This is a genomic window from Candidatus Aegiribacteria sp. (genome assembly GCA_021108435.1).
Taxonomy (GTDB): domain Bacteria; phylum Fermentibacterota; class Fermentibacteria; order Fermentibacterales; family JCC-6; genus Aegiribacteria.
This window is the reverse complement of sequence record JAIOQY010000023.1, coordinates 17,357-37,595: the sequence shown is the minus strand read 5'-3', so window position 1 is coordinate 37,595 and position 20,239 is coordinate 17,357. Positions and strand designations below refer to the sequence as shown.

Here is a 20,239-nt window from a genome sequence, read left to right as displayed (position 1 = left end):
TCTCGAACGACTACCTCATCAGAAGGGCCGCGGTCGACTGCGGTGTTCCGCTGTTTACGAATCTCAACCTGGCGAGGCGTTACATGGATGCCCTTGAAGTCTACGATCCTGACGACCTGCCCATACGGAGCTGGTGATCACGGTACTTAAGCTCTATTCAGCTTCAACCAGTGTAAGCATATAAACCTTCTGAGAATACTCTTGTGATGTATTAATTGCGAGAAATCCGTGTTCATCACCGGTAATTTCCCAACTGTTGAGATCAGCGGGATTTCCACTGTACTCAACCATCGCATGAAAGAGAATTTCACCACTGAAGTCATACACGCGAAAGACAATCCCAGGGTAGCACCCGAGTCTTACCCACAGCCTTTCGCCGCCATCCAGGAACATATCATTGATTACCCTTCTATATGGATCAACTGTGAATGGTATGGGTGGTGATGAATCTCCACGCATCATGCGGATTAAACTTATCCATGTATCCCTTTCAGCCTGAATATCTTCATCGCTTTTTCTTACTCTGTGAAAAGCCTCATCCTCTATATGGAGGAATGGTGTACCATCAGGTTCACAGCCATGGATCACGAACTCGTCAATTGATGATCGAGAGTAGAAGACCAGCCCATCGCGGGTCGCACAGCAGATAATGTCTTCTTCTCTGGATTCGGAGAAATCGGTTGCTTCAGATCCGATATTCCATTCGTACTCAATACTGAAGTACTCCACAGATGGTTCCTCATCACCATCCTCCCACCTAGCAAGAGTCGAAACCCACAGAATCCTGTTTTCTGCTGGTCTTGGAGTATTCTCTTCCCCTATGAACCCGCCATCGTCCAGTGCAGTGATTAAAGATGGTGTAAAAAGCGACCAGGTCATCCGGTTCACGAAACAGTAATTGCTGTCAAATAAAGAGATTCCATCCCAATCTTCAATAAGCATGCTTCCATCGGAATAGAACTTCAGTCTGAAAGGTCTGTGGAACTCGCCGGGGCCTTCACCTTCCCTGCCTATCGTTCTTATGAATTCTCCCTCCGGTGTATACATGAATACCGCATGCTTCATTCTGTCAGCAAACACGATATTACCATCGGGTGAATGTGTCGGACTGATAGGCCACCCGAGAATGTATTCGTCGTCACCGATCTCGACTCCTATCGAATCGGTAATAACCAGTTTGTATTCGATGTCGGGGAGTTCCGGGGTTGTTTCGTCAGCTCCGCAACCGATCAGCATTATTATGGATATTACTATGAGTATTCCGGCTGATGTATTCATGCAGTATCTCACTTATTCCTCCTTAAAGAACAATTCTACAATTCTATTTCAGATAGAATAAGATGGATCATTCTATCATCCGGAGCAAGGGGATCACAATCAGACTTCAGGTGTTTGCTGGACATCGATCATTGTCTTTATTATCCCTTTATCGTATTGACTGGATAAGCGGCGTTTTCCAGGGTGTGATAATATTCAACCAAAGGGAGTATACCCTATGGCATCTCCAAATAGCGCTTTAATCAGGGGAATATCCTTCTTGTTACTGGTCTCTCTGTCGGGTTTCCTGGCCGGGTGCGGGAGCACTGAAGAGGAATCGAGATCAGAAGAGCTTACCGCATTAGCAACGAAACTCGTGGAATCGACAGTGGCGGGGGATTTCTCAACGGCGGTGGAAGACTTCGACAGCGATATGAAGGACGTGTTCCCTTCGGAAATGCTTAGAGATACCTGGAACTCTCTAATTTCACAGGTTGGCGTTTTCCAGAAACAGACAGGGACACATATGGAGGAGACCGATAGTTGGGTGATCATTTTCGTTACCTGCGAATTCGAGTATGCAATGATAGACATCAAGGTGGTATTCAGCGCCGAGAATCAAGTAGCTGGCCTGTTCTTTGTCCCTTCCACGAGTTCCACCGAGTAAGAACCCGATTCATACGGCAAGACCAGCAGTTTAACCAAGAAACAGGTGCGCACCTTGATATGAAAAGAGCATCCATCTGAGAATACGCTGGAACAGGAACAGCATCAAATCCAGACCATAGCTGCTGAAAAGGACCTGGCGAATGGGATTCTCCATTGTCGATACTCCTCCCCACTATGAAGTATAAAAAGTGGCTGGAAGAAGGACTGATGGCGGTTCCAGTTCGTTCGCTGTTATCTTCCTCTTTGCTTACCTTTGAATCAAACCGAACCTTTGAAACATTCGTGGGTTAATTGAGTGTAACGCGGAGGAAATATGATGGAGAAAAGATCAGACGAAGAACTGACAAGAGCGGCTCAGTCCGGTGACATTTCCGCTTTCAACGATCTGGTAAGGCGCTGCCGGACGGGGATAATGTCGGAATTGACCGGATTGCTGGGCAACGTCCACGACGCGGAGGATGTCGCTCAGGAAGCCTTTCTGAGAAGTTTTCTGAAGCTGTCAACTCTGAGGGCACCGTACAATTTCGGAGGCTGGGTGAGACAGATCGCCAGGAACATAGCCCGTAACCGGCTCAGCAGAGATCCCAGGTTTGTTGTTCTGGATGAGCAGCGTGTCATTGATGAGTACAGTGATGCTGTGAATTCGAACAGCTATGATACCGATTCACAGGTGGAACCGGCTCTGCTGGCCCTGTCCAGGCTCTCCTCGAAGCTTCGGGAAACAGCACGTCTGACTTACCTTTCCAGTTACTCTCAAAAGCAAGTAGCCCGGCGACTCCGCATTCCCCTGGGTACCGTTAAACGTCGACTCTGGGAAGGTCGGGCTAAAATGAAGAAAGAGGTGCTGAGTATGTCCAGAACAGGAAGAAGTGCGGAGCCGGTAAAACTAGTGCCGGCTATCAGGATAGAGGAACTCCCTGATGAAGAAATGGAAATTAACACTACAGGGCCTGGGCTTTACTTCGGAACGGTTCTTAAAGAAGGTCACCTGGAGGTTTGCCGGTTTTTCGATTATCCCGGTGGAATTCTGACTCAAACCGTTCAGACCCAGGTGGTTCGAAAGGTGAATGTCCTTGGTAGAGAGTGTCATGAAGTGCTTATCGAGCATTCCGATTGCGAACCTCCCATACCCAATATTCTTGATTACTTCAACATTACCGATCAGGGGTTCGAATGGGTTATGAGAGTGACGGCAGATGAAATCTATCCACAGACAAGGTTCATGAAGAAAGGGGAAGAGTTATTCCCTTTATCCTATTCATGCAGGGAAAATGAAGAATATTCTGCCCGAATGGTGGATCTGACAATCGGTGACATGCGGTATGGACACTGCCTGGCGGTATTCTGGGGATGGCAGAATGATGGTACACCGGCTGAAAGTTTCTACAGTTCAGAAGGCAGACAGGTTCTGCATCGGAGATATGTCGGTCCAGAAGCACCAGAATCACAGAATTATCAGTATGCCAATCTTAAGGAAGAGGAGAGAAAAACCTTCAGAGGAAAAGAATACCGCCTCTGGTATGATACTGTTCTGGTGGAATAACAGAATTGCTCTACACACTGTAAGTTGAGAAATTGGCTCCGGTTAAGGATAATTCCGTATCTGGAGTCATTTCTAGATTCGCAAATCAAATCTATCTGGTGATCTGGTTCATCCCAGGGCACCTGTGTACTATATCGTTTAAGTTCAACAGGTCGTGAAGTGACTGCAACTTCACAATAGCGAATTTTTATATGCTACTTCAGAAAAGGTATTCCCAGGTCTTTGCAGATCTTTCGAGCAAGCTGATCCTTGATCTCTGTATGCCTTGGAACAGATGAGCGCTTGTTTTACTCTGGATTGAGCCACCACGAGTGCTTCCCACCCTCGCGAAGGAACTCGCAGCCATGCTCACGAAGATGTTTGAGCAGGGCTCTCTTTTTCATACGATAAGAACTTCTTCGGTATAATCATGGGCAGCATCTTTGATGGCGTCTTCTCTATTGAATTCTATGGCTTCTTTCAGAGTAACCCGTAAGCTCTCAAGAAGAGCTTCTTTCGTCCGTTCCTGACAATTTACGCCCGGAACTTCCTCAACCCAACCAATCCAACAGTCACCATCCTGCTTTGTTATTGCTGTATAAGTATTTGCCATTATATCACCCTTTCATCATTCCGATGCGCATTATATCACCTTATGATGATTATGTCTAATTTGACATAGCACATCCTAAGAAAGTATCAGGTTGACAGGAAATCCGGAAGTGGTTTATCTTGTCTCTTAAAGTAGATACTTCGAATCGCTCAATTAAGGAAATTCATGATATGAAGTTTTCACTGAGAGCTGTTCTTCCTGCCACAGCCGCAATGTTGATTTCTATCGTAACCATTACAATGTCTAATCCTGAAACACAGGTTCCTGGAGGTAATTGAGCGTGATCGGACTGGAATTCACGATTGCTCTGGCAATAATTAATTCAATTCCCGCAGAGATACTGGTTGAAGCGGATCAGGTAGTGGGTTCGTTCGACTCAATGCTGGTCTGTTCCGGGGACGAAATAGTTCAGGATCTGAGCTATCCTGGACTTGACAGCCTGGTGGAAGCGACAGGAGTTCCGCTCCTTCGAATGGGTGGTATTGCTGTTGAGTACTATGACTGGGAGGCCGATAACTACAACGGGATTCATTACATCGATGTTGGTGAGCTTCTTATCCCTGTCCCTCTGGAAAACAGTCTTGACAACCTTTTACAGTTCTGTGAACAGATAAATATAACACCCATATTGACAGTGAATTACCAGATCAACGATCCGGGAAAGGCTGCCAGGATGGTAGAGTACTGCAACGGTGATATCACAACTCCCATGGGCATGGTTAGAGCATCGAGAGGACATCCTGAACCGTACAATGTTACTTACTGGTGTATAGGGAATGAGCCCGATATTGCCGGACAGACTTTTCCGTTTCCACCATGGGGAGACATGACCTTTTATAGACATTTCGAGATTCCCTTTGAGGACTGGGCGGTAAACGATTCTGTTTACGCCACAGCGGATGATTTCGCTGAGCTGGCCAGTGTGTACATCGATTCCATGCGCCCGAGGTCTCCGATTCCACTTGAGATAGGAGGTCTCTCTCTCGCCGGGGATCTCTCCTGGATAGATCCTGTATTTGAGCTGAACAAAGAAAAGATGAACTGGATGGATATCCATTACTATCCCACAGGAGGATTTTCTTCAGACAGTACACTGTACCGCTACTGGCTTGCCTCACCAACCGCAGGCTCAGAGTCCAAACCTCCACTTGAGAGCTGGTATCCAATAGTGGTGGACACTGTAGAAAAGCACAGCGGCAGCTATGATATTCCTGTATGGATCATGGAATACAACATCATAGCTATTGTGGATGATCCAGTCTGGTGGAACTATCTTGATGGGCTTTTCATTGCTGATTGTATTGGCCACATGGCCAGGACTGGCGTACCTGTAGCGGCTTCTTACTCTATCGCCGAGGGTGATCCATATGAAGATAAGTTCCCCCAGTTCGGTGCTATTCGCACAGATACTCTTTCAATGCGGAGCTCAGCCTGGGCAATGAAACTTTATCGGGAGCGGTTTGGCAGCACAGTGGTGGAAGCTACATGCAATCAGGTCTGCGGAGGTTACGGTCTTGAAGTTTACGCCTCTTTATATGATGACTGGACACTTTCACTCATTGCCGTTAATAAGAATCTCGATTCGTCATACACAGCATCAATAGAGCTTTCAGGATACACGTCTGACGGAACTGCTGAAGTATGGCAGATCGTAAATGACCAGCCCATTAATGCCCCCTGGAATGGAACTTCCGGAATATCGTACGAGGGGGAGATTACCGGCAGTTCCGGAAGTTTCAGCTATACATTTCCCAAAGCCTCAATAACCTGCATCTGGATAAACCCGGATCCGCAGGGAGTATCCGGACAGAATTCCGTGCAGCCCGATGGGTTTCTAGAAGCTGCTCCAAATCCTTCCGTGGGAGCTGTTGAACTCCGGTACTCGCTTCAGCAACCTTCAGATACAAGGATCGAGATATTCAATATCACAGGCAGGCTGGTACAATCATTTGAGTGTTCTAACTCTACAGGTGAGAACTCTCATTCAGTAGTCTGGGAGCGAAGAGACAGTAATGGAATAACAGTTCCTGCCGGTATTTACCTTGTAAGATTCACAGTGACCGGTCTCGGACTTGTGGAAATGATCAAGCTGATTCTGATTTGATGCTTAAATGATTAAATCATATTGACCCTGATAATTTTGATTGTTGCATTACCAGTAAGAACAGAGGCTTCTCCCGGTAATATCATTTCAGGCAATGAATAATGAATGGATGACAAGCGGAGGAGAATCAGGTGTAATCTCTCCGGCTCATGCGCTGATAAACAATATACATTTCCTCTCATTGATGAACATAGTATACTGTATGTGTTAAGCTTCCCTAGCAGGGATTTTCAGAAAATGATAGTAAAGAGAGATTATTTCCTGATAATCCGCTGGATATCAGCTTTTGATGAAAGGACAACCATCATGTCTGGAGTATCACGAGTAATCGTCTTTCTGCTGATAATCACAGCAGCTTCCCCCGGTTCTGAAATCCTGCTATTCGAGGACTGCGAAGATACTGCCTTTGACGAGTGGTTCCTTGAGCGAAGCCTGGGTACTTCCTACTACTGGGAAGAGCTTATCTCGGAACTGACCAGGTCGGATGAAGATCCCGTAAGCGGAAATTATTGTATGACATACGACCCGTGGATAACAGGCAATCCACACGCGAATGCAGGCTTTCCTGTAACTCACGGGAACACAAGTGGATTCCTCTTCGACAACGTACAGACATCTACATACTACTTCAAGTGGAATCAGAGATGGCAGACCGATATCAACTACACCGGCACTATACAGAATAAGAATATCTATATCGGTTACGGTGAGTGGGGTGGCGACTTCGTGTTCGTACTGGCTAAAAACGGTGACGACAACTTTCACATAACCATACGAAGCAACCCTGGATATGTGATCACATACAACCGCTGGCTCACATTCTCTGGTGGAAACCTGGATGATATGGAGTGGCACACGATGGAAGTTAATATTGATCTGGGGACAACCGGTCCAACCGGAAGCTTCTTTGTCAGGGTTGATGGTATCTACCTTGCTGATTCATCCAATGTACACTTCAGAGACGAAATAAACCAGAACAACGGTGTGGCTCTCAGGACTGTGGGATGGCCTTCAAATCTCAGTGGCGGTACTCCAATCGGAAACGGAAGAACCTGGCTCGATGATATGGAAATATGGGATGGCCTGCCGGAAACAGGCATACCATCCGAACATGATAATCCACCTGCCACTGATACTGATCCTTTTGTCTGCAGAAATGGAAACGTTGTAATTTTCAACAACCTGAATCACGGCGACAATATCGGTATCTTCGATATCACCGGAAGATTGATCCATGATTTCGGCTGTATTTCAGAGGCGGTTCACCAGTGGAATGTGAGTTCCATCCCGAATGGAGTCTATTTATTCATAATCGAATCGGATGATGGCTGCTGCAGTTACTCCGGAAGCATTGCCATAACAAGATAGAAGACCGGTTAATAACCTTGACAAAGCAGCGCTACGCTCGGTAATATCATTTCAGGAAAAGAATATCGGGTCAGGATTAACCTGTTTGAAAGGACTGATAATGAAAAAGATAATGCTCTTCTCAATAACCGTGTTTATGCTATCAGTGCTTGCAACATGCGGAAGTGATTCCACAGGTCCGGAGCCTCAATCTGAGAACTGGATGCCCCTGTCGGTGGGTAACTCCTGGAACAGTACCATTGAAGGGTACAGCATAGATCCGGCAGGTCCGGACACCTTCGATCTCAGCGGCTCGGTAGAAAGGACTGTCACTGCCCTTCTGGATCATCAGGGTGGATTTCAGGTTTACGAGTTCGAGATGCTGACGGAGATGACCTTTACCAATCCCGATACGTCCTATGCGGTAGCGGAGTCACTGTATATCTATCTTCGCAATACCGGTGATGAAATGAGAGAATATCAGGATACAGTTTCTACCGACTATTTGATAATAGCACTGTTTCCACTGACTCTGAACGAAACCTGGCCGGCATCACCTGTTTCCAGTACAATCTATGAAGTCATCAGCCTTAACGGTTCAGTAACTGTCCCTGCCGGCAGCTTTGCAAATTGCGGTATTATCAGGGAAACCGATCTGAATACGCCGGATTTCCTTTGTGATCGTTACTTCCACCGGGATCTGGGGATTGTAAGAGACAGCCTTGTGCATGGAGAGCTGCAGGAGATCATCTTTGATCTGGAGTCGTTCAACGTTCTTTATGACCCTTAATAGTTCTGGTAGAAAACGTCATTCATCAGCGGGAAGATTGTTCTCACTTTTTTCGCGCGAATGGAGATAAATTATTACTCCGGCACTGATCCATGCAATTGAAACCGCAAGTATTGTCGCATATGAATAGGAACTGAATACATCATAAAGAAACCCACCCAGGGAGGGTCCGGTAATACCCGCAACTCCGTACGCGAGGAAAACCAGAGGATAAATTTTTCCCACCGCCCAGCTGCCATAAAGTGTTGCCACATGTGCGGCATATAGAACAAAACAGGCGCCGAAGCTGAATCCGATGAAGAGCGAAGCCGTCAGAAAACCTGCATACGGGAGCGGAAGCAGCAACGCCAGCATCGCGATTCCCAGAAGCCCCAGAGAGAGTGGTATAGCAATATTCTTTATTCGGTCGTAAACAACTCCCCAGACGAAACGCCCCACCATGTTGCCGATTGAAAACAGACCGATGGCAGACGCAGCCTGCGCAGAAGTGAAATTCCATGAAATCCCTATCGGTGCCAGATTCCCTATAACAAGCAACCCTCCGAACGTACCGGCGAACATCCCTATTACCAGGGATATGAAGCGCGGCTGCCTGAGCGACTTCCCGATAACTGATCCACTGTCGTCCTTCCCTTTTATCATATCCGGCGGGAGTTTGAGAAACAGCGCGCAAACGATAAGTATCGCCCCCACAACCAATCCTACTCCCAGAAATACTTGCATCACATCCGTCCCGTTACTCATCAGCCCGTTAGCGATCCTGGACAGAAGAATCGCGCCACCGCCAAATCCCATAACCGCTATACCGGTTATCAAACCTCTCCTCTTCGGGTACCATTTGATGGCAGTCGCAAGAGCGCAGACATAACCGCAGCCAATGCCAATACCGGACAGAACGCCTATACCGGCAGCAAGAATCAGGAATGATCCGTTTGATTGCGAGGATAGAATGTATCCAGCAGCGAAAAAGAGAGCTCCGATAAAAGAAACAACACGAGGTCCGTACTTTTCCTGGAATCGTCCTGCAAAGATCATTGCAACAGCAAATACAGCTATCGTGATTCCGAAGATGCTTCCCGTCTGTCCACCGGTCATACCGTAAACATTTCTTAATACGGGAGTGTAAATGCTCCATGCATACACGCCGCCAAGGCATATCTGCATGACTACAGCACTTACTATTACCTGAATACCCTTTTTCATAAAACGTCCTATCGTGAGCATCCATGATGATGCCGTGAGATTCCGAATACTACTTATTCACTCAATCTTAAAGTTTAACAGCATGTCCAGATCAACCTTATCTGAAATTCCACTTTTTCCAAGAGCGCTGACTAATGCATCAACAGGTATAACCGGATTGCGATGAAGATAGAAAAACAACGCATATAGAGCTGCGCTCCTGGCTCCCGCTATTCCATGGAAATCATGCTTGAGGACTTCAGCTCCGGTTATTGGTGTATCGATATTCTCATCAATAATGAGCAATCCATTTTTCATGCGCTCTATGACAGCTCTACAGTGTTCCAGGCCGTCTTTCGAGACAATTATCACTACATCCGGATCCTTGACCCCTGTGAAAAGGATAGGATCGGGAGACACAATTATATCGGAACTGGAAAACCCGGTACCCACTGTTACAGGATAATTTCCCTTTTTTGAAACATCAAGGCCGGATGCGATTGCTGCCTGAGCAAAAAGCTCAGTCGCTAGCTGGACACCTCCTCCGGCGGAGCCGCTCAGTATTAATGAAAAGGTATCCTTCAGTTCCGAATGGAATTCGATCTCTATTTCATTCTTTTCTTTAAACAGGGATATCGGATTATCACGGAGATGCACCTGATATCTTTTCCTGATCTGATTACTGTACAGTTTTACTTTCAAGTCGGCCTGTTCGATTATTTCAGTGAGTTTCCTGTCCGGATTGAATTTGACTCCATAACTCGGGCAGATCTCCATCACCTCCAGAAGGGAAAATCCTTCTGTTTCGAATGCCTCAGCCAGATGGCCTGAATAATCTCCCGTTCCGATGATTCTTCTGGCGTACGATGCGCCCACATTGTTGGCTTTTCTGCAAAGGTCATAACCGGAGTAAGGTTTGCCTTCAGGAGAGGTCGTTGTTTTGAATCCGCATGGAGTCAAACCGCTCGCCTGCCCTCCTGTCATGCCGTAAAGCATATTGTTGTGGATGATAACGGTCATATCGAAGTTTCTATGCGCGGCTTCGATAAGATGCTGAAGTCCGATTGTCGCGCCGCCATCTCCTATATAAACGATCACCTTTTTTGATGGATTGTTGAGCCCGAGAGTAATACCCGCTGCAAGCGCCACCGATCTGCCATGCAGGCCATGAACAGTATGGGTATGGAATTTCCTGTCAATTATTCCGTGACATCCGATATCCGTAACCAGAATAACATCCAGAGGATTCAAGCCAATCGCCTCCAGAGCCTTTTCCGTATTCCGCGCAACGAGATGATGCCCGCAACCTTTGCAGAAAGGTAATTCTGATGTTGAAAGGTATTTATCTCCCATCTCCGGTCACCTCCTCGATAATTTCCTCAGGAGTTATCATTCTGCCGATGGTATTCACGCCGGTAACTCCTTCCCTGCCGGAAACCCCGAACAGTATCTGCCGGAATTGCCCATTTTGATTTTCCTCCGCGACCACAACACGCCTGTAATTCCTGATCGTATCGATGTAAAGCGAAGGTACTGGAAACAGTGTTTTAGCAATCAAGTGAGATACACTGACTCCATTCTTCCTGAGCGTCCTCACCGCTCTCCGGGCAGCAGGAGAAGTGATGCCGAAGGATACAATTACAGTATCAGCATCTTCCTCATCGAGTTCGTGGAAGGTGAATTCAGGCAGATTCTTAAGGATTTTCCCCTGAAGACGTGTTGTATTTGCCAGGGCTTCCTTTGTGGTGTGCTGCAATATTCCATTACGATCATGCGTGGAGGCAGTCAATCTTGTCTGATGCTTTTCATTGCCAACAGGCAGAAAGCCGGGAACAAGATTGTTTCCGGGTTCGTATGGCACATACTTCCTGTCATCATCGTGATAACTATAAGAAACAGGGTCTATTTCAGAGAGAGAAGAAATGTCATAACCGCGCAGCGGCATGACCATTTCCTTTGAAGTGAGGAGGAAAACAGGTGTACGCAGTTCAACTGCTGCAGAGGCTGCAGAGGCTGATATATCCCAACAATCATCCATGCTGGAAATGCAGAAAGTCGGAACCGGATAGCCTCCGGAAATGAGACCGTTAATCAGCAGAAGATCGCCCTGCGCACCGCATGTGGCAGTGCCGGTTGAAGGGCCGAACCGCTGGACCAGAGCGATTACCATCGGCAATTCCATCATGTACGCCATATTGATGGACTCGATCATTAACGCTAAACCGGGAAAGGATGTAGCGGTGACGGGAAGTTTACCTGTCGCAGAAAATCCTGCCATCCACTGGAGAGTCGTAATCTCATCCGGTGCTGCCAGTGACATGGGAAAGCGCTGAATACCGTATTGATACAATGAATTCGCGGGAGTTATAGGATATCCGATGAAAATATCCCCTCCGGCTTTTGCCAGTGCCTCAATGATAAGCATTGAGCCATTTGCAAGGATCATTTTTCTATTCTCCCATTCCGTCTATCACACCGTCTTTAATCAATTCCTGAATCGATTCATCCTCTAATTTCAAGAATTTCTTCAGAATCATTTCCGTATGCTCTCCATAATGAGGCGGAGGGAGTATTTCCTTTCCTGCCGATCCCCCTTCAGATAAAAAAACCGCAGTTCGGAGGCCTTTTAGAGATAAACCGCGTACGCTGGTAGCTTCTATGAGAAGTTCCTTTACTTCAGGTTTCTCGAAAACCTCCTCCATATTGCAGACACTGCCAGCAGGGATATTCTTCTCGTTCAGTTGATCAAGGAATTCATCCCTGAGGAGCTTCATAATGGATTTCTGCAGAATCTTCTTCAATTCCTCCCGATGCTTTACCCTCTCCGCGTTGGAAACAAATCTTATATCTGAAGCAATTTCCGGTATTCCAAGAAGCCTGCATAACTCGGCAAACTGTTTGTCCGTTCCAACAGCAAGAACTATATCCCTGCCGTCCCTGGTACTGAATATGGTTCCGTAGGGAGCTATATTCGGGTGATCAGACCCCATTCTCTGAGGAATCGTTTTCCCCACCAGCCAGTTTGAGGCCTGGTTTACAAGGGAAGCCGCTCCGGATTGAATGAGTGAAACTTCTATATACTGTCCTTCCCCGGTTCTCTCACGATGGAGAAGCGCGAGAAGAATTCCTTCCTTAACCTGATGGGCAGCCAGAACATCCATTAACGCTACAGGCATCTTGACCGGTCCGCTGTCGGATTCGCCGTTCATGTATGTGAAACCGCTTTCCGCCTGGATAATCGCATCGTAACCAGACCGATTATTGCGACTGCCGTACCCGGTGATGTAAGCGTAGATCAATCCGGGGTTAAGTCTATTGAGTGTATCATGGTCAACCCTGAGTTTCTCCGCGTCCCCTGGTTTGTAACTGGCCAGAACGATATCACTCTTTGCTATCAGACTGTGAACAATTTTCAGACCCTTCTCTGTTTGGAGATCCACCCCGATTGAGAATTTGCCCCAGTTAACGCTGGAGAAATAGGAGGAGATATCGCTGTCTGCGGATTCATCGGGAAGTTTCCATCTGCGGGTTACATCACCACCTGTTAAGCGGTTCTCAATTTTGATAACTGTTGCGCCCAGCTCTGAGAAGAAAGCGCCGACACTTGGGCCGGCTAGAACATTGGCAAGCTCAATAACTTTCAATCCGGAAAAGATGTTATCCAGTGTCATTTTTTCTCCCTGAATTTAGTCCAAAGATGGCCGACAACTATGAATAGAAGAGCAGACCCCACAGCTCCATATGTTTTGTCAATACTGAAAAAACCCAATTTACCGGCAATGATGCAGATGAATACAGCAAGAGTACCGCCGACGAATGCAAGTTTGGCGCCCAGTGGCGTAATCCAGCCCCGTGCGTAAATGCCCAGAACTATGACTATCGCTCCGATAGCTCTGATGGCGTAAGACACATAAGCCGCGTCAAGGATTGATCCTCTGAGATAAACTGCCAGAGGTATGGTAATAATATTGACCAGAAGTACCAGTTTACGGGCAGTGACAAGTATTTTCCTGTCATCCGCGGTTTTATTGATCAATCCGTGATAGATGTCTTTTGTTGCAATTGTTACTACAGCGAAATTCACAGGACCGACCGTGGAAAGAATCGCTGCAAGAATACCCGCAAGCGCCAGCCCCCCAAGGATTGGCGGAATGAACACAGATGATGTAAGCAGCTCAGGTAAAGCCATTTTAGGATCGCATGAAGTGGTATCGAAAAAGAGACCTGTTCTGGCGATCAGCCCAAGGATCCCGACCATAATACCAAATGGAGCGATAATAAGGCTGGATGCAATGGCAGCCCGCCTGGCTGTAAGGGGATTCCGCGCGGCAAAGATAGGCTGAATGCTGGCCTGTCCGGCCATTCCCCCAAGTATACCTCCAAGCAGCAGGCTGAAAGCATAACTGATATTCGCGCTGAAAGGATTGTAAAGATTAGCGGGGGAACCTGATGCGACTAGACTGCTCTGCAGGGTCGCGAATCCGCCAACCTTTTCAAGTCCGATTATCAACGCAATGCCGATCCCTGCGAACATGGTCACTACATGAATGATCCCGGTTACCGCAAGGGCGTGCATGCCACCTAAATACGTATACAATGTTATGATAACGGATGAAATAAGTATTGAGGTAAGCCAGCTGATGCCGAAAAGAGGAGCAATCACACTTGAGCAGGTTTGAAGTTGTACATAAGCCAGGGTTATATAGGCAATAAGGAATGAGATGGCGGAGACAGTCCGCACTTTCGGGCCAAAGAGATTTTCAAGCATCTCGCTGACCGTATGAACATTTTCCTTTCTGTATCGGGAAGCAACTGTAAAACCGATGATAACCATGCCAATCGCAGTCGCCATATTGTACAGTACAGGCTGCAAAGTGCCTGTGGTAAATGCTTTTTCACTGACCCCGATTGTGCTCATGCCGCCCAGCCACTCCGCGGCCACTACAACAGCACACACAACTACCCCAAGATTCCTGCCGGCAATAAGGAAATCAGATGCAGAGCGGCTGGCAAATCGTCTGGTAAACAGAGATACCAGTATGACAAAAGCAAAATACGCGACAATTACAGCGATATATGTGCTCATGTATTCTGCTCCTCTTTTTCCTGCTTGCCTTTCTCACGCTGTTCTTAATCGATCTTTTCTGATCAATCTCTTCAGTCTGAAAGGCAAGGGCTGTGGTTGCAGCCTGCAGATTTTTTCCAGTTCTGCCTATCTAATTTCTTTGACTCATCAAGAGCCTGATGCCAATGAGTATTTCTATCAGACTTATTCGTTCCTGATTCAAAATTAGATGAGTTTCTGAAAAACATAGGAATATGGTCAAGTTATAACCAAATTAAGTCTTATTGCAAGGATATGGTTATGTCTCACTTATTTGAATGAGATATCTCATTGTCTACCATTCTGATATAATTTACCTGCAACGGCGGGAATCCATTCAGTCAGATAGCATTTAATCAGTCTTGTGAAACGCAGGGCCTCTCGAGATCGGAGTCGGATACCGCAGGACCACCCAGTAGGTAGATATGATAAATGTCACAATCGTGGTGACCTGTATCGCCATGGCTCCTTTATCTGAAAGAACGCCTGCTGATAAAGCTGAGAACGCCACTAAAAGAGAGAACTCGCTTGATTGTCCCAATCGAACACCCAGTTCTTTGCGTAGATCTGATGATTCACCGGTGCTTCGGAATGCCAGACGGAAAACAGCGACCTTCAGCGGCACCAGAATCACACCGAAGGCGATTGCGGACAAAAGGAGGAAGGAGTCGAGACGCAAATCCAATTTAGCTCCCACAGCAAAGAAAAACAGGATTAAAAAGAACTCTCGAAGTGGTTTCAGATGTTCGGCAATTGCTATTGCAATCTTGCAGGATGCAATAGAGAGCCCTGCTACGAAAGCTCCAAGCTCGTAAGAGAGACCAAGAATATGAGCAGTTTCCGCCCACAGGAGACACCACGCCAGTGTTGCAAGGAAAGTATACTCCTGGATTACATCGAACTTCCTGAGTAAAGGTATCATTACGAACCGCACACCAAGGAAAGCAAATGTGCCGAGGATTACAAATTTTCCCGCAAGAAAAGCAAAGGTTACAAGTACATGATTACTCTTTTCTCCTGTAATAAACAGTATGACAAGAATGGCCAACATATCCTGAAGCAGAAGGACACTGGTCATAACCTCGCCTGTCCGTTTGTGATGGAGTGTAGTCAGGGGGATCAGTTTCAACCCGATAACCGTACTTGAGAACATCATGGCTGCTCCGAAAATGATGGAACTCTGTATATCAAATCCGAGCAGCAATGCAAAAAGAAGGGACAGGCCTGCGAACAGCACTGACGTAACAAACGTAAGAAGTGAAGTCTTTCGGAATAGTTTGATCAGCTTAACCGGCTGCAGGTTAAGGCCAATAAGAAAGAGCAGGAGTATAACACCGATGTGAGAAATCTGTTCAATATGATCTGTTCTGCTGATAAGAGCGAATCCGCTTGGTCCTACTATTATACCGAGTGTGATATAGGCTACGATAATCGGCTGTTTTGCGTAAAGAAACAGCGTTCCGAGTATGGCTGCACCAACAGCTATTACGCTTAATTCGAATACAATACTTTCAAGATTCATGTTCTTATCATATTAAAATTATTTCGTAGTAGAATTCTCATGAATAGATCGTCCATTTACCGTTATGGCCGGAACTCGCTCGAATAAGATGCTCTCGCGATGATTACATTCCTGTTTTTCAATTGTGACCAGCAGTCATCGTCATCCTGTCAAACAGTAGATATTCATCATTCGGATTGCCAGTTTTTCCATGCGATACTGCAGAAATAGAAAATCAAAATCGCTTGAATCCATGGAAATACAGGATACCACCAGATTCCATTCTGATCAGGATGAGCAAGAATGATATGGACAAAAACAGGTTGAAAAATCATGAATGCACCATCCAGCATACCCAGAATCAATCCCCATTTGTTTCTTAGAAAGAGCAGTATTATGCCAATAACAAGTAACCCCGCGAATATCGGAACTACTACCGTTCCCGGTCCTCCTATTTTTATCGCACCTGGTATCTCACGGACGATTTTATGAACAAGCTGTATCAGCATTACTGCTATTGCAGCTTGAATATATATTGAAGGTAATGCTTTATCTTCTTTATTCATCTTCTTTCTTCTTCCTGGTTAATTTCTAACGATCAGGATAACTCACAATGAAAATCGCGCCTTTCCATCGTCAAATCAATCCTTTGGTCGAGCAAATCGCATTCTACTCGATCTTGAAGAGATGCACATCCTGTTGAGGGAAAGGTATGGAAATGCCTTCCGCATCAAAACGTTTCTTAATGCTTTCCTGCGTGGCGAAGAATACATCCCAGTAATTCTCAGTTTTGACCCAGGGGCGCACTGCAAAGTTTACGCTGCTGTCAGCTAATTCCAGAACTCCTATTGTCGGGGCTGGATCCTTCAGAATTCTGTCATCGGCTGACAGGATGTCTTCCAGAACGCCTCTGACCTTGTCGAGATCGTCACCGTAGCCCACACCTGCAACAATATCCACGCGCCGACAATCATTAGCAGTGTAATTAACGATATTATTGCTCGTCATTTTTGCATTCGGTACTATTATCATCTTGTTGTCGGGGGATTTCATTACCGTGGTAAAGATTCCGATTTCCTCGACCGAGCCGGAAACACCTCCGCCCTCGATAAAATCACCAACCTTGAAAGGCTTGAAGATGATCATCAGCACACCCGCCGCAAAATTCGCCAATGATCCCTGCAGCGCTAAACCAATGGCTAAACCTGCCGCACCGATAATGGCTACAAAAGAGGTCGTCTGTATACCCAGTTGACCAAGTGCCGCAATGATGACAAACGCTAATAGCGTTACATATCCAAGGCTTGTCGTAAATGAAACAAGCGTCTCGTCAACTTTGCTTTTCAGCATAATCTTCCGAAGAAGCTTCCTGACCCCCAATGCGACCAGACGGCCCACAATAACTATAAGCACTGCGGCAACAATCTTCAGACCGTAGGTTGTCCCGAATTCCTGGAGTTTCGCGAGAATATTCTCCATACCTGTGATTCCTTTCACTCTGTGTTTCTACCTGTTCCTGTAAATCAATTAACAATTATTATACAATTGTCTTTATTATACAATTGTTAAATGCTGGAGTTGAACAGTCGGACATTCCCGAACACAGAATTTTGCCATAGATACATCACTATTGATTTGAGCTGTAATCCAGATCCGACAGTGTAAATGGTTAGGAATGCAGTTATTGGATTTCCACATGCCGATTAATCCAATCCAGAATATCACTTAACACTATTTCATAATCCAGATCGTTGTGCAGCTCATGATAACCGGACGGATAACTAATAAACTCTTTATCGCAACCTCGAATTCGATCAAAGAACTTCTTTGCGCCTTCAGCAGAATTAAGTCGATCAGCTTCACCGTGAATCATAAGTAAGGGAATACTGATATTCTCTCCATGCATCTTTACCGATTTCACCGTAGACAGGAATTCTGTTCCCCATCGAGCGCTTACTTTGCCATGGACAAGCGGGTCATTTCGATAAGATTCTACTACAGATGGGATCCGGGAAATCGCATCCTCGTCCAGACCAAGATCTATCGTAAATCTCGGATGAATACGGGATAGAATTCGAGCCAGTGTAACCTTATAAGGTTTAGCTACACCTTCCGGCTCGATGGGCGCTCCTGAGATAATCGCTCCTGCTAATTGTTCGTTTTCTGAAAGAATAAAATCCAGGACTATTAATGCCCCCATACTATGGCCCATCAGTAAGATGGGATGCCCTGACTGTTGTGCTTTAACTTCATTGAGAAAATTCAGCAGGTCAATGCGATATTCAACCCACGAGTTTATGTGACCGCTCTGACCAGGGGAATTCCCATGACCTCTGAGGTCATTCGCGTATACACAGATCTGATTAGAGACCATATGGCTGATAATGTTCATGTATCGACCACTATGCTCTCCAACTCCATGAACAATTACTAATACAGCACGAGGCTGAACCTCTGGCAACCAGCGCTGAGAGTAAAGAGATATGCCATTCATCCCTTCAAAATCAAACTCACAATGCTGCATATATGCCCCCTGATACGATTGTACCCTTGATGCCACAGCAAGAGACACGTTGAATTGGTATCCTGAATATTAATTTATGAGGAGAATGAACAGCTCTTATCTGATGAAAAATAATTTCATTATCATGCATAGAATAGCCTCAAATCCTTATGGAAATATAACACCAGCATCAGCAATCTAAGACGATGCCAAAGTCCATTTGTGGATCTGACAAAATAAATAGTGCCTGTCATTACTAAATTGGAACGGGTTACGAGACAAATATGAATGAGCAGTCCGAAGTTCCCGCGTATCCCAATAATTGTAATCCCATTAAGAAATTATATTAACCACCAACCGGAAAACTAATTCCAGCAAATATCTGAATACCTTTGTTTTTAACATCATCGTCCGGTGCATCCGGATCATCAACTATGTTTGTCAAACCAAGAGCATAACGAGCGTCTACGAAAATGGAGTTAGTACCCATCGGTAGACTCACACCGGCACCAAATCCCAGGCTGAAATCAATATTACTGGTCTCATCCTTTATATCTGTCTCCTCCGAAACTCCGCTAACGATGACTTCCGTCTTCGCTTCCAGGAGGAAGCCAATGCTTGGACCAGCCATGATATAAGGATTAATATTATCGCCACTAAAAGAATACTTGAACATCATGGGAACTTCGAAGTAAGATAGCTTAACAATAAATTGATCATCATACCCATCTATCACTATATCAGCACCTTTTTGCAAATACATCGGCTCCAGGCGTAATGCAATGTTCTCACTTATGCTATAATCCAGAATACCACCAAAACCGAAAACGGTCCGACTGGCAAATTCAGCATCACCCATATCGCCTTCATCCATATCGAGGTTTGCAATATTCAGACCGCCCAAAACACCAAGACTTATCTGAGCACTGGCTGGCAAAACAGCGATAACTGCTAATATTACCACCAGAATTATTTTCATGTTTTTCATGATACCTCCCCGGTTTGTGATTAGTGTTCCTGACACATTAAATTAGGATCCTTAATAACTACTATTTTACTATAGTATAGCAATAAGAAATCACTAACCTAACAATATTCAAGTAACTGTCACATATCTCATTACTTAGATATGTGATTCATTATCATTAATACTATTGATAAGATTAGTACTTCGTCAAGCCATCGCAATTAACAGGGGGAGTGAAATGGAGCGGGCTACGAGATGCATGTGAATGAACATGCCGAAGTCCCCGCTCCAAGTAAAGAAGGCGAACAACGAGAATTTCGCTATCCTAAATTAAATGAAGCTAGCGGAGCGGGAAATCAGCACCGACACCCTGCCAGAAACATGCAAGGAGCGCCATCCCCGCGTAAGGCTAACCAAAAAGAGCAACCAGATATTATTCCAGCTGCTCTTTTTGAAACATGGAGCGGGAAACGGGACTTGAACCCGCGACAGCTACCTTGGCAAGGTAGGGCTCTACCAACTGAGCTATTCCCGCTCGGTAATGTTTAGTTCATGTTCGAGCGGGGATCGAACTAGTCGATAGCCCGCCCAATGTTTTTAGTTCATGTTCGAGCGGGGATCGAACTAGTCGATAGCCCGCCCAATGTTTTTAGTTCATGTTCGAGCGGGGATCGAACCAG

The 20,239-nt window shown here is 45.8% G+C and carries 18 protein-coding genes, 1 tRNA gene and 1 pseudogene; 6 read left to right on the top strand and 14 right to left on the bottom strand.

The annotated features are described in order from the left end of the window. Positions 1–153 precede the first annotated feature (153 nt). The gene (locus tag K8R76_01355; GenBank protein MCD4846818.1) at positions 154–1,290 is read right to left on the bottom strand and encodes a 6-bladed beta-propeller; all 1,137 of its coding nucleotides are present in this window, start codon (positions 1,288–1,290) and stop codon (positions 154–156) included. A gap of 205 nt (positions 1,291–1,495) precedes the next feature. Here K8R76_01355 and K8R76_01350 point away from each other — a divergent pair, with 205 nt between their 5' ends. Then, a complete protein-coding gene (locus K8R76_01350) occupies positions 1,496–1,924 on the top strand; it encodes a DUF3887 domain-containing protein (protein ID MCD4846817.1) in 429 nt (142 codons plus the stop codon). 315 nt (positions 1,925–2,239) lie between these two features. Beyond that, complete coding sequence (locus K8R76_01345) at positions 2,240–3,469, top strand: RNA polymerase sigma factor (GenBank protein MCD4846816.1); 1,230 nt, start codon at positions 2,240–2,242, stop codon at positions 3,467–3,469. Between the two features lie 194 nt (positions 3,470–3,663). Here the strand turns inward: K8R76_01345 and K8R76_01340 are convergent. Then, positions 3,664–3,852 (bottom strand): annotated as a pseudogene (locus tag K8R76_01340) (type II toxin-antitoxin system HicA family toxin). Beyond that, entirely contained in the window at positions 3,849–4,061 is a 213-nt protein-coding gene (locus K8R76_01335) for a type II toxin-antitoxin system HicB family antitoxin (protein MCD4846815.1), read from the bottom strand. The pseudogene K8R76_01340 and the gene K8R76_01335 overlap by 4 nt, the downstream one beginning before the upstream one ends. 119 nt (positions 4,062–4,180) lie before the next feature. Between K8R76_01335 and K8R76_01330 the strand changes: the two genes are divergently transcribed. From K8R76_01330 to K8R76_01315, 4 genes are all read left to right on the top strand, one after another. Further along, positions 4,181–4,339 carry a hypothetical protein gene (locus tag K8R76_01330; protein MCD4846814.1) on the top strand — a complete coding sequence of 53 codons (159 nt, stop codon included), beginning with the start codon at positions 4,181–4,183 and terminating at the stop codon, positions 4,337–4,339. Continuing rightward, positions 4,336–6,165: a T9SS type A sorting domain-containing protein gene (locus K8R76_01325; protein ID MCD4846813.1), complete on the top strand. Its 1,830-nt coding sequence runs from the start codon at positions 4,336–4,338 to the stop codon at positions 6,163–6,165. The genes K8R76_01330 and K8R76_01325 overlap by 4 nt, the downstream gene beginning before the upstream one ends. 237 nt (positions 6,166–6,402) lie before the next feature. Continuing rightward, positions 6,403–7,533 carry a T9SS type A sorting domain-containing protein gene (locus tag K8R76_01320; GenBank protein MCD4846812.1) on the top strand — a complete coding sequence of 377 codons (1,131 nt, stop codon included), beginning with the start codon at positions 6,403–6,405 and terminating at the stop codon, positions 7,531–7,533. 100 nt (positions 7,534–7,633) lie between these two features. Beyond that, positions 7,634–8,302 carry a hypothetical protein gene (locus K8R76_01315; protein ID MCD4846811.1) on the top strand — a complete coding sequence of 223 codons (669 nt, stop codon included), beginning with the start codon at positions 7,634–7,636 and terminating at the stop codon, positions 8,300–8,302. 18 nt (positions 8,303–8,320) lie between these two features. On the opposite strand, the gene K8R76_01310 is transcribed toward K8R76_01315, so the two are convergent. The 11 genes from K8R76_01310 to K8R76_01260 form a co-directional block, all read right to left on the bottom strand. Further along, positions 8,321–9,505, bottom strand: a complete 1,185-nt coding sequence (locus K8R76_01310; protein ID MCD4846810.1) for an MFS transporter — start codon at positions 9,503–9,505, stop codon at positions 8,321–8,323. A 57-nt stretch (positions 9,506–9,562) separates the two neighbouring features. Beyond that, complete coding sequence (locus K8R76_01305; protein ID MCD4846809.1) at positions 9,563–10,837, bottom strand: 2-oxoacid:acceptor oxidoreductase family protein; 1,275 nt, start codon at positions 10,835–10,837, stop codon at positions 9,563–9,565. Then, a complete protein-coding gene (locus K8R76_01300; GenBank protein ID MCD4846808.1) occupies positions 10,827–11,930 on the bottom strand; it encodes a hypothetical protein in 1,104 nt (367 codons plus the stop codon). Before K8R76_01300 ends, K8R76_01305 begins: the two co-directional genes overlap by 11 nt. Before the next feature lie 4 nt (positions 11,931–11,934). Further along, positions 11,935–13,155, bottom strand: a complete 1,221-nt coding sequence (locus tag K8R76_01295; GenBank protein ID MCD4846807.1) for a CoA transferase — start codon at positions 13,153–13,155, stop codon at positions 11,935–11,937. Continuing rightward, positions 13,152–14,570 (bottom strand): sodium:solute symporter family protein, encoded by a 1,419-nt coding sequence (locus K8R76_01290; protein MCD4846806.1) that lies wholly within the window; start codon positions 14,568–14,570, stop codon positions 13,152–13,154. Before K8R76_01290 ends, K8R76_01295 begins: the two co-directional genes overlap by 4 nt. Before the next feature lie 370 nt (positions 14,571–14,940). Further along, positions 14,941–16,110, bottom strand: a complete 1,170-nt coding sequence (locus tag K8R76_01285) for a cation:proton antiporter (protein ID MCD4846805.1) — start codon at positions 16,108–16,110, stop codon at positions 14,941–14,943. Positions 16,111–16,277: 167 nt separating this feature from the next. Then, positions 16,278–16,655: a hypothetical protein gene (locus K8R76_01280; protein MCD4846804.1), complete on the bottom strand. Its 378-nt coding sequence runs from the start codon at positions 16,653–16,655 to the stop codon at positions 16,278–16,280. Between the two features lie 103 nt (positions 16,656–16,758). Next, complete coding sequence (locus K8R76_01275) at positions 16,759–17,568, bottom strand: mechanosensitive ion channel (protein ID MCD4846803.1); 810 nt, start codon at positions 17,566–17,568, stop codon at positions 16,759–16,761. A gap of 202 nt (positions 17,569–17,770) precedes the next feature. Further along, positions 17,771–18,613, bottom strand: a complete 843-nt coding sequence (locus K8R76_01270) for a lysophospholipase (protein ID MCD4846802.1) — start codon at positions 18,611–18,613, stop codon at positions 17,771–17,773. 325 nt (positions 18,614–18,938) lie between these two features. Next, positions 18,939–19,580, bottom strand: a complete 642-nt coding sequence (locus K8R76_01265) for a PorT family protein (GenBank protein ID MCD4846801.1) — start codon at positions 19,578–19,580, stop codon at positions 18,939–18,941. Between the two features lie 438 nt (positions 19,581–20,018). Further along, positions 20,019–20,094 (bottom strand) — tRNA-Gly (locus K8R76_01260). Between the last annotated feature and the right edge of the window lie 145 nt (positions 20,095–20,239).